The organism is Hoylesella loescheii DSM 19665 = JCM 12249 = ATCC 15930, from assembly GCF_000378085.1.
Lineage (GTDB): Bacteria > Bacteroidota > Bacteroidia > Bacteroidales > Bacteroidaceae > Prevotella > Prevotella loescheii.
The window spans coordinates 91,863-105,313 of the sequence record NZ_KB899213.1 but is presented as its reverse complement, the minus strand read 5'-3'; the positions used below and the strand labels follow the sequence as shown (position 1 = coordinate 105,313).

Below are 13,451 nucleotides of genomic sequence, written 5' to 3'. Positions count from 1 at the left end.
TCATCTTAGCAACCAAACAACAAAGCATATCACTCCCCACTCCCCTTGGAGAGGGGTTGGGGATGAGGCTTTTACTTGTCAACTAACAAAACAACTGTTATGACTTATACAGCACAAGATTATAAACAAGGCACCCCAAGATGGTGTCCTGGTTGCGGCGACCATTTCTTTTTGGCATCGTTGCAAAAGGCGATGGCCGACTTAGGCATCCCTCCACACGAAACGGCAGTGATTTCTGGCATCGGCTGCTCTAGTCGTTTGCCTTATTATATGAAGACCTACGCCATGCAAACCATTCATGGACGCGCGGCTGCAATCGCCACCGGCGCAAAGGTTGCTAACCCTTACCTCACCATTTGGCAGGTTAGCGGCGACGGCGACGGACTGGCCATCGGCGGAAACCATTTTATTCACTGCCTGCGCAGAAACGTAGACATTAACATTATCTTACTAAATAACCGCATCTACGGACTAACTAAGGGGCAATATTCACCCACTTCGCCACGCGGATTTGTGTCGAAGTCGTCGCCTTACGGAACGGTTGAAGACCCATTCCGCCCCGCTGAGTTGGCGTTTGGTGCACGCGGCAACTTCTTCGGACGTGCCGTGGCCACCGACAACCAAGGCGTAATGGAACTGATGAAGGCCGGACAACAGCACAAAGGCACGTCGGTTTGCGAGATTTTGCAACACTGCGTCATCTTCAACGACGGCATCTACGACCCCGTTTACTCGTCGCCTGGTCGCAAGAGCAACGCCATCTACCTGAAACATGGCGAGAAAATGCTCTTCGGAGAAAACAACGAGTATGGCTTGGCACAAGAAGGCTTCGGGCTGAAAGTGGTGAAAATTGGTGAAAACGGCGCAACATTAGACGATGTTTTGGTGCACGACGCACACGCCGAAGACCACACGCTGCAAATGAAATTGGCGCTAATGAACAACGAACAGGGCTTCCCCGTGGCGCTAGGTATCATTCGCGACGTTGAATCGCCTACCTACGAAACTTGTGTGGAACAGCAAATTGAAGATGTGAAGGCAAAAGCCAGATACCACAACTTCACCGAATTGCTCGAAACGAACGACATCTGGGAGGTGAAGTAATAGGGCATAACGTCCTGGCATACTGCCAACACACTCCCAAAAACAGCCTCACCCCCTGCCCCTCTCTAAGGAAAGAGGGGAGTAAAATGCTCTGTTTATGCATGGCATGCTTGCTCCCCGCTCTTCTTAAAGATAGGGTTGGGGGTGAGTTCTTTATTTAATAGAGGTGCTACAAAAGTTCGGTAGTGACACTACCAACAAATTGTAGCATAGCTACCATTAAATTGTAGTGCCACTACTAAAGGCTTGTACTGGCCGTACAAAAGCGTTTGTAGCATGCCGCTAGCTAGATTTCAACATTCAAAAGCCATGTTATGGCATAGAATGCAGTGAGAATAAGGCGTGTATTAGGCATCTTCATTGGGTTCGAACATATACATCTAACGCAACCTTTTGCACCCCACAACAAGCTACACTGCGCTTTATCGCAGAGAAATACATGAGAAATTCGGAATTTGGTAGTACCTTTGTCGAAGCTTTTCAGTGAGTTTCCTACAAAACGATACATCATTTTTGCACAGCGTGAAACAAACTCGTGCAGCGGCAATGCTGTCATAACGCGGAGCTTGCGAAATGTGCATCAAATGCATCGCCATATCGAAAAGCCCTGTAATAAAATAAAAATATTGAGCTTTGCGTAAATTAAAAACCATAGAAATGCACCGTTTATCGGTGGATGAATTTAAGGCAGCCAGCAAGCTACCACTTATTGTGGTGCTAGATAACGTGCGTTCGTTGCACAATGTGGGGTCGGTTCTTCGGTCGTGCGATGCCTTTCGTGTTGAGGCCGTTTATCTCTGCGGCATCACGGCTACGCCTCCCAGCGCCGAAATTCATAAAACTGCGTTAGGTGCAGAAGACAGCGTGGCTTGGAAATACTTTGCCCAAACAACCGACGCCATCAACGAGTTACATGCCAAAGGCACCAAGGTGTTTGCCGTTGAACAAGTGGCGGGCTCTACCATGTTGCAAGATCTCGACACCGAAGTGGGTACACGATACGCCGTCGTTTTGGGAAACGAGGTGAAAGGCGTACAACAAACGGTGGTAGACCTTTGCGATAGCTGCTTGGAAATTCCACAATTCGGCACCAAACACTCGCTCAACGTATCGGTTGCAGCAGGTATCGTGGTGTGGGAGTTCGCAAAAAAGATAGGAAAAGGGGAAGAAGTGGAAAAGCGTTAGCCATCTTTTCACCCTTTCACCTGTTCACTCTTAAACGGCATTAGCCATTTTTTCACCCTTTCACCTTTTCACCTTTTCCCCCTTTAAACGCCTTTTTTCATAAATCGAACACTAATTACTACAATAAGATTAATATACTAAATGATTGATACACAAAGTGATTATTTAACATAATCAGTATGATAAAAACACCTTGCTTTTCTTTTTAGGCTACATATTTTGTCGTAACTTTGCAACGTCTAAATATATAATTTCAAATATATCAATCATGAAAAAAGCAACAATGAACAAGGCCCTATTTGGCCTAGTAGCCTTCGTGGCAATCCTTTTTATGGGCGTAACCGTAACGTCATGTTCAAATGGCGACGAAGTTCAGGAAGAAAAGAAAGAAGAAAAGATTAACAGTCCCATCGTTGGTACTTGGAAGATGGACGAAAAAACGAATGAAGGCGGCGAAGAAATCCCTGCAGTGACACCCGCACCTACACAGGTTTACGAAGTGTATAGCGCAGACGGCAAGTACTATAAAGCAGATGCACCCGACAGCAACGGAAAGAAGATGGAAGAAGGAACCTTCACCGTTAAAGACAATGAACTTGTAGTTGAAATTGCAAATGCTGATCAAGCCAAGACGAAACAAACCTTTACGTTCGAGGTGAAGGATGAGAAACTCACCAAGACGAACAAGGAAACAAATGAGATTGCAAATTACACTAAGGTTAAGTAAAAACCCCTAACCAGGGCATATACAAGAAAAGCATGATACGCCGACTGATGCCGGCGGACATTTACAGGTAGACACCGTGAGGCGTCTACCTGTTTAAATATGTATATATGCCCATCTCAGGGGTGGCTTCACCACTCTCATCCCCATACAAGTAAACACATTGCCAAGGGCCATCAACGGCATCTAGACGAGCCTTATCAGCCTAAGCCAATCTTCGTTTACGCCAAACCATACCACTTTTATTCGTGTTTCTCGAATTTCTGCACTAACTTTGCACATTATATATATAATTGTAAACAACAAGACATGTCATTAAAATGTGGTATAGTAGGGCTTCCCAACGTGGGCAAGTCCACCCTCTTCAACTGCCTATCAAGTGCTAAGGCACAGGCTGCAAACTTCCCTTTCTGCACCATCGAACCCAATGTGGGCGTCATTACCGTACCCGACGAACGCCTAACGCGACTCGCCGAGATTGTACACCCAGGCCGAATTGTGCCCGCTACATGCGAAATCGTAGACATTGCAGGCCTTGTTAAGGGCGCATCCAAAGGCGAAGGATTGGGCAATAAGTTTCTTGGTAACATCCGCGAGACAGATGCCGTGATACATGTACTGCGTTGTTTCGACGACGAAAACATCACACACGTAGACGGAAGCATAGATCCCATACGCGATAAGGAAATTATCGACACCGAATTGCAGCTTAAAGACCTTGAAACCATCGAGGCCCGACTATCCAAAGACCAAAAGGCGGCCGCCGCAGGAAACAAGGATGCCAAGGTGAACGTTGCCGTACTCACGGCCTACAAGGAAGTGTTGGAAAAGGGTATGAACGCCCGCAGCGTGACATTCGAGAGCAAAGAAGAGCAGCAAGCCGCACACGATCTGTTCCTTCTTACCGCAAAACCCGTGCTATACGTTTGTAACGTAGACGAGGCTGCAGCCAAAACAGGCAACGATTATAGCCGAAGGGTGGAAGAAGTGGCTAAGGCCGAGGGCGCAGAAGTGCTGGTTATAGCCGGCAAAACCGAAGAAGACATCGCCTCACTAGAAAGCTACGAGGACAAGCAAATGTTCCTCGACGAGCTGGGTTTGGAAGAAAGTGGCGTTAATCGACTTATCAAAAAGGCCTACGCTTTGCTCAATCTGCAAACCTTTATCACGGCTGGCGAGATGGAAGTAAAGGCTTGGACCTACCACCGTGGTTGGAAAGCGCCCCAATGTGCAGGCGTTATACACACCGATTTCGAAAAAGGCTTCATCCGCGCAGAGGTTATCAAGTACGCCGATTACATCGAATATGGGTCGGAAGCAGCTGTGCGCGAAGCTGGAAAACTAGGCATCGAGGGCAAAGATTATGTGGTGCAAGATGGCGACATCATGCACTTCAGGTTCAACGTATAGAGCCTTCGCCTGTCGATATAGGGGTACAAACGGGCTCAATGCTAGCCTGTATCGCCCCATGCCATCGTTAAACAAACCATCAAAGCCCGTTTCGCCATAGGTCAAACGATGGCTTTTGGTGGGTGGCTTAACTGTGCACAGTTTGTACGAACACGAAAGTTTACGGCTAAACATCCAACTGGCAATAGCAAAAAGCCATTGAACGCGTTGCGCAAGCCCCATTTGCGCGCGCCTAAATCTAAATAAAGACAAATGTTATCACAGCTTAACTACATCCTTTGGAACCCCGATGTCGAGGCTTTTCACCTCTTTGGGTTCTCCGTTCGCTGGTACTCCTTGTGCTGGCTCATAGGTCTTGTGCTGGCCTATTTCATCGTACAGCGCCTTTATAAGCAGCAAAAGATTAAGGACGAATACTTCGACCCGCTCTTCCTGTACTGCTTTTTCGGCATACTTTTGGGTGCCCGACTAGGCCATTGCCTGTTCTACCAACCCGAATACTATCTCACTAGCTTTAAACACTTCGTAGAGATGATTGTGCCCATCCATTTCTTACCTGGTGGCGGATGGAAATTCGTGGGCTACGAAGGGCTGGCATCGCACGGCGGAACCATCGGACTCATCGTGGCCCTTTACCTTTATTACCGTCGCACGCGACTAAACCTCTGGCAAGTGCTCGACAATATCGCCATTGCCACCCCCATAACGGCCTGCTTTATCCGCCTAGGCAATCTCATGAACTCTGAAATTATCGGCAAAGTAACCGATGTGCCTTGGGCATTTATTTTCGAAAGGGTAGACAAGATGCCACGCCATCCGGGTCAGTTATACGAGGCCATCGCCTATTTCCTATTCTTCTTCGTGGGCCTTTGGTTCTACCGCAAGCGCCCGCAACGTGTAGGTACGGGCTTTTTCTTCGGACTTTGCCTCACGCTTATCTTCACATTCCGCTTCTTTATCGAATATACCAAAGACATACAGGTAGACTTCGAAAGCGGTATGCTCCTCAATATGGGTCAAATTCTCTCAATTCCCTTCATCGCCATCGGCATATATTGCATGTGCCGTAAGGGTAAGAATCAAGAGAAACAGGGCTAAAAAAGCCTACATCCCAAGCTCTCGTACGAACCTAAAAGTACAAAAAGGCAACCCAAATCACCCCTTCTTTAAACAACCAAACAACAATGAGACAAACGCTTATCTTAACTTTTCTTGCCCTCGCAGCGGTTGCACAGGCGCAAATCAGGCAGGAACGAAACCTCGACAAGTGGCAATTCTCGCGCGACGGGAAGGATTGGCAGCAGGTAGACGTTCCGCACGACTGGGCCATAACCGGACCTTTCGACCGAAAATGGGACATTCAACACCTGGCCATCGAGCAAGACGGACAAACCGAAGCCGTAGACCATACGGGGCGTTCGGGTGCTCTGCCGTGGATTGGAAAGGGCGAATATCGCACCACTTTCAATCTTCCCGCAGGCACAAAGCACACCATGCTTTATTTCGATGGTGCCATGAGCGAACCCGTTGTTTATGTTAACGGGCGCGAAGCAGGTCGCTGGATGTATGGCTACAACGCCTTCCGCCTAGACATTACGCCCTACGTAAAGGCTGGCGAGAACGAAGTTCGTGTGCTGCTTAACAACCAAGAGGAGAGTAGCCGTTGGTATCCTGGCGCAGGCCTTTATCGTCCTGTAACGCTCATAACGGCTGGCGAGGCCCGCATAGACCCATGGGCCACCGTATTTAAAACGCTAAGTCTTGCAGGAAACAAGGCCCAACTATATGTAGAAACGCAGGCCACAACGGCCAAAGGCAAGGGTGCAACGCGCCTGGCAGTGAGATTGCTCGACGCCAACGGTCGTCTCGTGGCCCAGAAAAACCTTGCAGCCAACGCCCAAGGCACGGCCAACGCGCAGCTAAACATAGCCAACGCCAAGGCCTGGAGCCCCGAACAGCCCTACCTCTACACGCTCGAAATAAACCTATATCAAGGCAACAAGCTGGCCGACCGCCTGCGCCAACGTGTGGGAATACGCACTGTGGCCGTTAGCAAGGAACATGGTTTCCAACTCAACGGTCAGTCGCGCAAGTTCAAGGGCGTATGTTTGCACCACGATTTAGGTCCCTTGGGCGCAGCCGTTAACAAGGCTGCCATCATCCGCCAAATACGTTTGATGAAGGATATGGGCGTTGATGCCATCCGCACATCCCACAATATGCCGTCGCAAATGCAAATGCAGGTGTGCGACTCGATGGGTATGATGGTGATGGCCGAAAGTTTCGACGCATGGAAAGAACCCAAGGTGAAAAACGGCTACAACCTGTTTTACGACCAATGGTGGCGTAAAGACCTCGAAAACCTGATACGCGGACACCGCAACCACCCTTCTATTGTGATGTGGAGCATCGGTAACGAAATTCCCGAACAATGGAACAAGGAGGGCGCCCAAAGGGCAAAAGACATGACCAACTACTGTCATCAGCTCGACAATACACGCCCCGTGACCTGCGGTGGCGATAATCCCAAGGCCAATACCGAGTGTGGATTTTACGCTGCACTTGATGTTCCGGGCTTCAACTACCGCGTACATCTCTACGACGAACTTATCTCCAAGCAGCCTCAAGGCTTCATTCTCGGGTCTGAAACCACCTCCACGGTGAGCAGTCGCGGGGTGTATAAGTTCCCAATTAAGGAAAAGAAAATGGCCACCTACGATGATGGGCAATGCTCTTCGTACGATGTGGAATGCTGCGGATGGAGCAACCTACCCGACGACGACATGATTGCACAAGACGACCATTCGTTTACCATCGGCCAGTTTATATGGACGGGCATCGACTACCTAGGCGAACCCACTCCCTATTACTCGTATTGGCCATCGCGAAGCAGCTATTTTGGCGCGCTAGACTTGGCTGGATTGCCCAAGGATAGATTCTATCTGTACCGCTCGGTGTGGAACGAAAAACAACCCACCTTGCATCTCCTACCTCATTGGACATGGCCCGGCCGTGAAGGACAAGTAACACCTGTGTACTGCTACACCAGCTATCCCGAGGCCGAACTGTTTGTTAACGGCCAGAGCCAAGGTCGTATTAAGAAAGACAAAGCATCGCGACTAGACCGCTATCGCTTGCGTTGGAACGACGTGGTGTATCAACCGGGCGAACTAAAAGTGGTTGCCTACGATGCCAACGGCAAGCCCGCAGCCCAACAAGTGGTGCGCACGGCTGGCGAGCCTCATCATCTGGTGGTGCAGGCAGACAAGTCGTCACTTGCAGCCGATGGTCAAGACCTGCTTTATCTCACAGTGTCGATGGTTGATAAGGATGGTAACCTGTGTCCCGATGCCAACGACGAGCTCACGTTCGACGTTAGTGGCGCAGCCAAATTCAAGGCCGTTTGTAACGGCGATGCCACTTCGCTCGAGATGTTCCACCTTCCCCACATGCGCCTTTTCCATGGTCAGCTGGTGGTTACGGTGCAAAGCAACAAAACCAAAGGTAAGGTAAAGATGACGGTTAAGGCACCAAGCCGCAACATTTCTACCGTGTGGGGAAATTAAAACACTAGGCCTCAGCGCCTCGGTTTATCTTTTTCAGTGGGGCTGGTCAGAATTATCTGGCCAGCCCCACTTGTATATACGCGTTTAGTTTTTTAGTTTTAGCATGCAAGTTCAAGATTAAGCGCCATATATTGCTTGTTATCCCAAAGCCATATATTGCAAGCGAGATCGGGCTGAAACACCTACTATATGTGGGTTTGGGATAGCGGCCGGCTTATAACGGTTTGTGTATGTGCTAGTGGCGTTTCGCCAACTACCGCGTAGCGGTTGGCCTTTTGGTAGGGCAGGGTTGGGAGCGAGAGCGACCAACCCTGTCTAAGTGGTGCATTTAACTCCACAAGGCCGTAGGTCTTGGTCTGTTTCCCATTGATTAGTTTGTATGGTTTTGTTTGGATTATACGATGCCTTATCCCAACTCGCACATTTTCACTACGCGGTGGCTGGCACAACAACGCCTACATATACATAACCAATTACGGGTTTATTATCATCTCGAACAGGACTACTTTATAACTTCCATTTTCCCCATTAACAAGAAAACGCAATGCCATCGCTAAACTCTAAAACACGACTTTCACAACACCCGTCGGGTTAAAGCTATGTTGTAATCGTATTCCAGCTAAGTTGGAACCCTCTTCCATCTTAGCTGGAACACCATTCCAAGTGACATGGAACAGCCTTCCAACTTAGCTGGAACTCACCAAGATTTGTATTAATTGAGTGGAAGAATTGATCTATGGAAAAAGCGAAACGTATTTATGAGAAGACGAACAGAGAACTTTAAGGATTCCCAAGTTGATTGACGAACCTTCAATTCAGCATTTGGAGCGAGACAAAAGCGTGCAACGCGCGCGTAAACACATCATTATTAGGTACGGAATATGATTGATACAGACCGAGATAGTCGTGTAAAAACCACCTATTTTTCAAACAACGGGTTTGAAAACAATCAAAAAATAAAAGGCATTGCACCAACAACCGCGCAGGTTTGTTGATGCAATGCCGTCTTTTTATCGGTCAACCGCAAGGCTGATTGTCGATGCAACAGACTTATTATGCCTTTATGCCGCCTCTTCTTTCACGCCATCTTTCTTGCGGTTAAGCTTATCTACCACCAGCGCGATGGCGCCGTCGCCCGTTACGTTACATGCCGTGCCAAAGCTATCCATAGCTATGTAGAGGGCAATCATCAGTGCCTGTTCGTTCTCACCAAAGCCTAGAATGCTGCCCAAGGGAGCTAATGCGGCCATAACAGCACCACCAGGCACGCCAGGAGCAGCCACCATGAAGATGGCTAGCACCATAATGAAGTGCAGGAAGAGTGGAAAGTCGGTGGGCATACCCTCTAATAGGGCGATGGTAAAGGCGCAAGCGGTTATCTTCATGGCTGAACCCGAGAGGTGAACGGTGGCACAAAGCGGGATGACAAACCCCGCAACGCCCTCGGATACGCCGTTTTTGCGAGTTTGTTTCAATGCCACGGGGATGGTGGCAGCCGACGAAGAGGTGCCAAGGGCCGTGAGATAGGCGGGAAACATGTTAGCCAAGAGACGGAAGGGATTCCTTCGCACAATGGCGCCAGCAATGAGATATTGATAGATAAGCACAAAAATGTGAAGCGCGAAGATAACTACAATAATCTTTGCAAACACCGTCATCATGCGCATTACATCGCCACTGAAGGTCATATTGAGGAAGATGCCGAAGATATAAACGGGCAGCAGGGGGATGATAACGCGCTCGATAACCCCCACGATAATGGCCTTCATCTCGTTGGTCGCATCGCGGAGCACCTTATGATCTCCGTAGGCAATGCCCAAACCCATGATAAACGACAGCACAAGGGCGCTCATCACGTCTAACGCGGCAGGGATATTGACGGTGAAATAAGGTAATATCTCGGCCGATTTTTCCACAGGGTCGAGTGTCTGCGCACCATTTCCGATAAGCGAGGGGAAAAAGGTTGTACCCGTGGTATAGCTCAATATGGCCGCGATAACGGTGTCGGCATAGGCGATACCCACGGTGATCAGCAACAATTTGCCCGCTCCCTTGCCAATGTCGGCAATGGCTGGCGTAACCAATCCCAAAATGATGAGGGGGATGATGAAGCCCAGAAACTGTCCGAAAATGCTGTTGAAGGTAACGAAAATGCGTACCCATGGCAGCGTAAAGACATGGCCTAATGCAACGCCGAGGGCAATGGCGATGAGAATGCGCCCAAGTAATCCAATCTTCATAGGTAAATGTTGTTTTTAAGATAAGCAGTCGTATAGGCCAGACTGCGTATGTAACAAATGTCAAAAGGGGGTCTACGCGTATGGAAAGTAAAAACAGGGGGGAAGCGTTTTCAACCACAAATAAAGCCTCGCGCCTCATCTCATGTAGCTCGCTCGACTGCCGCTTAAAGGCTCACGCCTCTTTTTATGTGCGGCATATATCAGCTACGTTGAAAACATCTTCCCCCCTGCATTGATCTTTCTGCACCACTTTGGCCTGCCATCGATTAGTGATGGCGATTTTTTAGTTTAGTGCAGGGTGCATACTTATCTTGTCTTAACCTTGTGCAAGACGTTCGGCCATGGCCCTGCCAAGTGCGCGACACTGCTCAGCCACTTCGGGCGAGAGCGCCTGTTTCATCTCAACGGGTGTGCCAACAGGTTCGAAATGCAAACCGTTTTCGTTCCATTCGCCAATCTTTTGCACGGCTTTGCTGGCCCATCCGTAGCTTCCGAACCAACCGATAAGGTGGTTCTTGATGTCGCGGTTAGAAAGTTCGCTCAGCAATACGTCCATCTCGTGGTACAAGCCTGTGTTGTAAGTGGGTGCTCCCACAATGAGTCCGCGATAGCGGAACACGTCGCGAATGATGTACGAGTGGTGTGTTTTCGACACGTTATACACCACGATGTTCTTCACACCAGCCTGACTGGCGGCCCTGGCGATAACTTCGGCCATGCGTTCGGTATTTCCATACATCGTTCCGTAGCAGATAACAAGTCCGTCTTCGGCTTCGTATTTGCTCATGCGGTCGTACATTTCCACCACCTTTTGCAGCTGTTCGTGCCACACGGGGCCGTGTGTAGAGCAGATATAGTCTATCTTTTCGTCAACCAACTTTTTGAGAGCGTTCTGCACGGGCGTGCCATACTTGCCCACGATGTTAGAATAATAGCGCACCATTTCGAGCCAGAAGGGTTCGCAATTTATCTCATTGTCGAGCAATCCACCGTTAAGCGCACCGAAACATCCGAATGCGTCGCCCGAAAACAGCATGTTATTGGATGTGTCGAGCGTCATCATCGTCTCTGGCCAGTGAACCATGGGCGTCAGGAAGAACTTCAACGTGCGCTTACCTAACGATAACTCGTCGCCATGTTTTACCTCGTGCTCGCAGCCCGACATGCCATAGAACCCCTTAAGCAGGTCAAACGACTTCTTATTGCCTACCACTTGCACATTGGGATAATACTGGCGCATCAGCGCGAACGAACCGCTATGGTCGGGTTCCATGTGATTTGTTACGATATAGTCGATGGGCCGGTCGCCAATCACTTCGCGAATATTCTCGATAAACTGCGTAAAGAAGTCGGCCTCAACAGTGTCGATGAGGCATACTTTTTCGTCAACAATGAGGTACGAGTTGTACGAAACGCCGTTGGGAAGCGGCCACAGGCCTTCGAATTTTTCTTTCTTTCGGTCGTTAACACCTACGTAATAGGTGCCTTTTACTATTTCAATCATATTGTGAGTTTGTAAGTTTGTGAGTTCTTATTTGTGAATTTAGTTGGCGAGTGGACCAGTTAACGAGTGGACGAGAGGAGACAAGCGAACAAATTAACAGCCTGACGAGTGGACAAGCTTTCTTGTTTTTAACTTATCGTGCTGCCTATACATTTGTCTTACTAACAGGTTTAGGAGACAAAGTAGCAACACTTATCACTCCTTTCTCCCTTTGGAGAGCGGTTGTGGGTGAAGCCTCTCTATTCCGGTTTCCAACCCTTCGGCACGTAGTTATCCGTTCCCTTGCAACTCTCGGCCGAGAAAGCGAGGGCATAGCTCATTATCTTGTCCCATTGCTCTTTGCTCAATCCGTCGATAAGACGTTGTCTCGTGATGCCCAATTGCAGCATGCCGAAGATAAATCCAGCGTTGAAATTGTCGCCCGCACCAATGGTGCTAACGGGCTGCGCAGGGCTTATGGCATAGCTCTCGCAGAACCCACCATCGGCACGAAGCTGAACGGGATTGTCTCCATCGGTGTAAACAAACCGCTTGCAATAGAACGACACCTCGGCGGTGTACACCTTGGCGGGGTCGGATAGTTTGTAAAGCACCTCGAAATCTTCCCTACTTCCGCGCACCACATCGGCGTATTCGTAGTTCTCAAGCAGGTTGGGCGTTATGCGCATCACGTCGTTGCGATGCCCCGAACGAAAGTTCACATCGTAGTAGATGATGGCTCCGCGGTTGTGCGCATACTCTAAGAACGACACCACTTGTGGGCGCGTTGCTGGACTAACGGCGTAATACGAACCGAAAACGACGATGTCGTCGGCCTGCACATCAGGGTAAGCAAATTCGGGATTATGTTGTTTGTTATCGCGATAGAACAAGTATTCGGCATCGTTTTGCTCGTTCAGGAACGCCAACGATATGGGCGTTTGTCCCTCAACATACTTCGTTACGTAATCGGCATGCACTCCACTGTCTTCAAGAAAGCTGATAACGTTGGCTCCTACGCGGTCGTTTCCAACAGCCGAGATAAATGTGGCGTCGGCTCCCACGCGTCCCAGCGATACGATAGTGTTAAAAACCGACCCTCCGGGCAAAGCTCCGATGGGTTGTTCGTGTTTGAAAACGATGTCTAACACCGTTTCGCCTACTCCGATTACTTTACGCATATGTGCTCGATGAATGTTCTTTGTCGGGTTGATATTTAAACAATATGCAAATATCCGAAATTTTAATCAGATGGCAAAACAAATGTATGAGTTTTTGTTACAAGGCAAAGTATAGTGCGCGAAATGGGCAATTGAAAGGTGAGTGGTGGGCGTAGAGGCTGTAAGAGTTGCTTGGATTGGCTGGTCTTGCCACCCTAATCACATGGTTAATTTAATCTTACAAATCTGTTTTGATATGCTTGCGCCGTCAATTCTCCCTGCCTAATCCGACCTGTTTACCCTTTATCTCCATATATTTTTCGTATCTTTGCATCAGCAACAGGTACGCCCCGCATGGCGTTTAAAAGGGAAACGGGTGAAAAACCCGTACAGTCCGGCTGCTGTGAGTTGCCCTTGGCGGCGTAAACACTTGTCACTGAACCTGCGTTTGGGAAGACGTTTACTGCCTGGCAACAAGTCAGAATACCTGCCGTTGTTTGCGTTTCCGCGGCCTCTTGGGTTAGGTCTAACGCGCTCGGCACGCTTATCGCAGCGTGTGTTACCCAATGTCCGTTTCGC

The 13,451-nt window shown here is 49.0% G+C and carries 9 protein-coding genes and 1 riboswitch; of the genes, 6 read left to right on the top strand and 3 right to left on the bottom strand.

What is annotated here, in order from left to right:
- Positions 1–99: 99 nt before the first annotated feature.
- The 6 genes from F453_RS0105470 (at position 100) to F453_RS0105445 (ending at position 7,989) form a co-directional block, all read left to right on the top strand.
- Complete coding sequence (locus F453_RS0105470) at positions 100–1,104, top strand: 2-oxoacid:ferredoxin oxidoreductase subunit beta (RefSeq protein ID WP_018967113.1); 1,005 nt, start codon at positions 100–102, stop codon at positions 1,102–1,104.
- Between the two features lie 633 nt (positions 1,105–1,737).
- Entirely contained in the window at positions 1,738–2,289 is a 552-nt protein-coding gene (locus F453_RS0105465) for an RNA methyltransferase (RefSeq protein WP_026292471.1), read from the top strand.
- A 268-nt stretch (positions 2,290–2,557) separates the two neighbouring features.
- Complete coding sequence (locus F453_RS0105460; protein WP_018967111.1) at positions 2,558–3,016, top strand: lipocalin-like domain-containing protein; 459 nt, start codon at positions 2,558–2,560, stop codon at positions 3,014–3,016.
- Between the two features lie 306 nt (positions 3,017–3,322).
- Complete coding sequence (gene ychF, locus F453_RS0105455) at positions 3,323–4,423, top strand: redox-regulated ATPase YchF (RefSeq protein WP_018967110.1); 1,101 nt, start codon at positions 3,323–3,325, stop codon at positions 4,421–4,423.
- Between the two features lie 252 nt (positions 4,424–4,675).
- Entirely contained in the window at positions 4,676–5,521 is an 846-nt protein-coding gene (gene lgt, locus F453_RS0105450) for a prolipoprotein diacylglyceryl transferase (RefSeq protein ID WP_009236858.1), read from the top strand.
- Between the two features lie 86 nt (positions 5,522–5,607).
- Positions 5,608–7,989: a glycoside hydrolase family 2 TIM barrel-domain containing protein gene (locus F453_RS0105445; protein WP_018967109.1), complete on the top strand. Its 2,382-nt coding sequence runs from the start codon at positions 5,608–5,610 to the stop codon at positions 7,987–7,989.
- Between the two features lie 1,061 nt (positions 7,990–9,050).
- Here the strand turns inward: F453_RS0105445 and F453_RS0105440 are convergent.
- From F453_RS0105440 to F453_RS0105430, 3 genes are all read right to left on the bottom strand, one after another.
- Positions 9,051–10,229 (bottom strand): dicarboxylate/amino acid:cation symporter, encoded by a 1,179-nt coding sequence (locus F453_RS0105440; RefSeq protein WP_018967107.1) that lies wholly within the window; start codon positions 10,227–10,229, stop codon positions 9,051–9,053.
- 316 nt (positions 10,230–10,545) lie between these two features.
- The gene (locus F453_RS0105435) at positions 10,546–11,733 is read right to left on the bottom strand and encodes an FprA family A-type flavoprotein (RefSeq protein ID WP_009236861.1); all 1,188 of its coding nucleotides are present in this window, start codon (positions 11,731–11,733) and stop codon (positions 10,546–10,548) included.
- A 239-nt stretch (positions 11,734–11,972) separates the two neighbouring features.
- On the bottom strand, positions 11,973–12,893 hold the full coding sequence (locus F453_RS0105430) for a carbohydrate kinase family protein (RefSeq protein WP_018967106.1): 921 nt from the start codon (positions 12,891–12,893) through the stop codon (positions 11,973–11,975).
- Between the two features lie 302 nt (positions 12,894–13,195).
- A riboswitch (cobalamin riboswitch) is annotated at positions 13,196–13,381 on the top strand.
- Positions 13,382–13,451 lie beyond the last annotated feature (70 nt).

Bases quoted from the DNA above. Each gene is read 5' to 3' on its own strand.
- F453_RS0105470 (WP_018967113.1), top strand. From the start codon at position 100: ATGACTTATACAGCACAAGATTATAAACAAGGCACCCCAAGATGGTGT.
- F453_RS0105460 (WP_018967111.1), top strand. From the start codon at position 2,558: ATGAAAAAAGCAACAATGAACAAGGCCCTATTTGGCCTAGTAGCCTTC.
- ychF (WP_018967110.1), top strand. From the start codon at position 3,323: ATGTCATTAAAATGTGGTATAGTAGGGCTTCCCAACGTGGGCAAGTCC.
- lgt (WP_009236858.1), top strand. From the start codon at position 4,676: ATGTTATCACAGCTTAACTACATCCTTTGGAACCCCGATGTCGAGGCT.
- F453_RS0105445 (WP_018967109.1), top strand. From the start codon at position 5,608: ATGAGACAAACGCTTATCTTAACTTTTCTTGCCCTCGCAGCGGTTGCA.
- F453_RS0105440 (WP_018967107.1), bottom strand. From the start codon at position 10,229: ATGAAGATTGGATTACTTGGGCGCATTCTCATCGCCATTGCCCTCGGC.
- F453_RS0105435 (WP_009236861.1), bottom strand. From the start codon at position 11,733: ATGATTGAAATAGTAAAAGGCACCTATTACGTAGGTGTTAACGACCGA.
- F453_RS0105430 (WP_018967106.1), bottom strand. From the start codon at position 12,893: ATGCGTAAAGTAATCGGAGTAGGCGAAACGGTGTTAGACATCGTTTTC.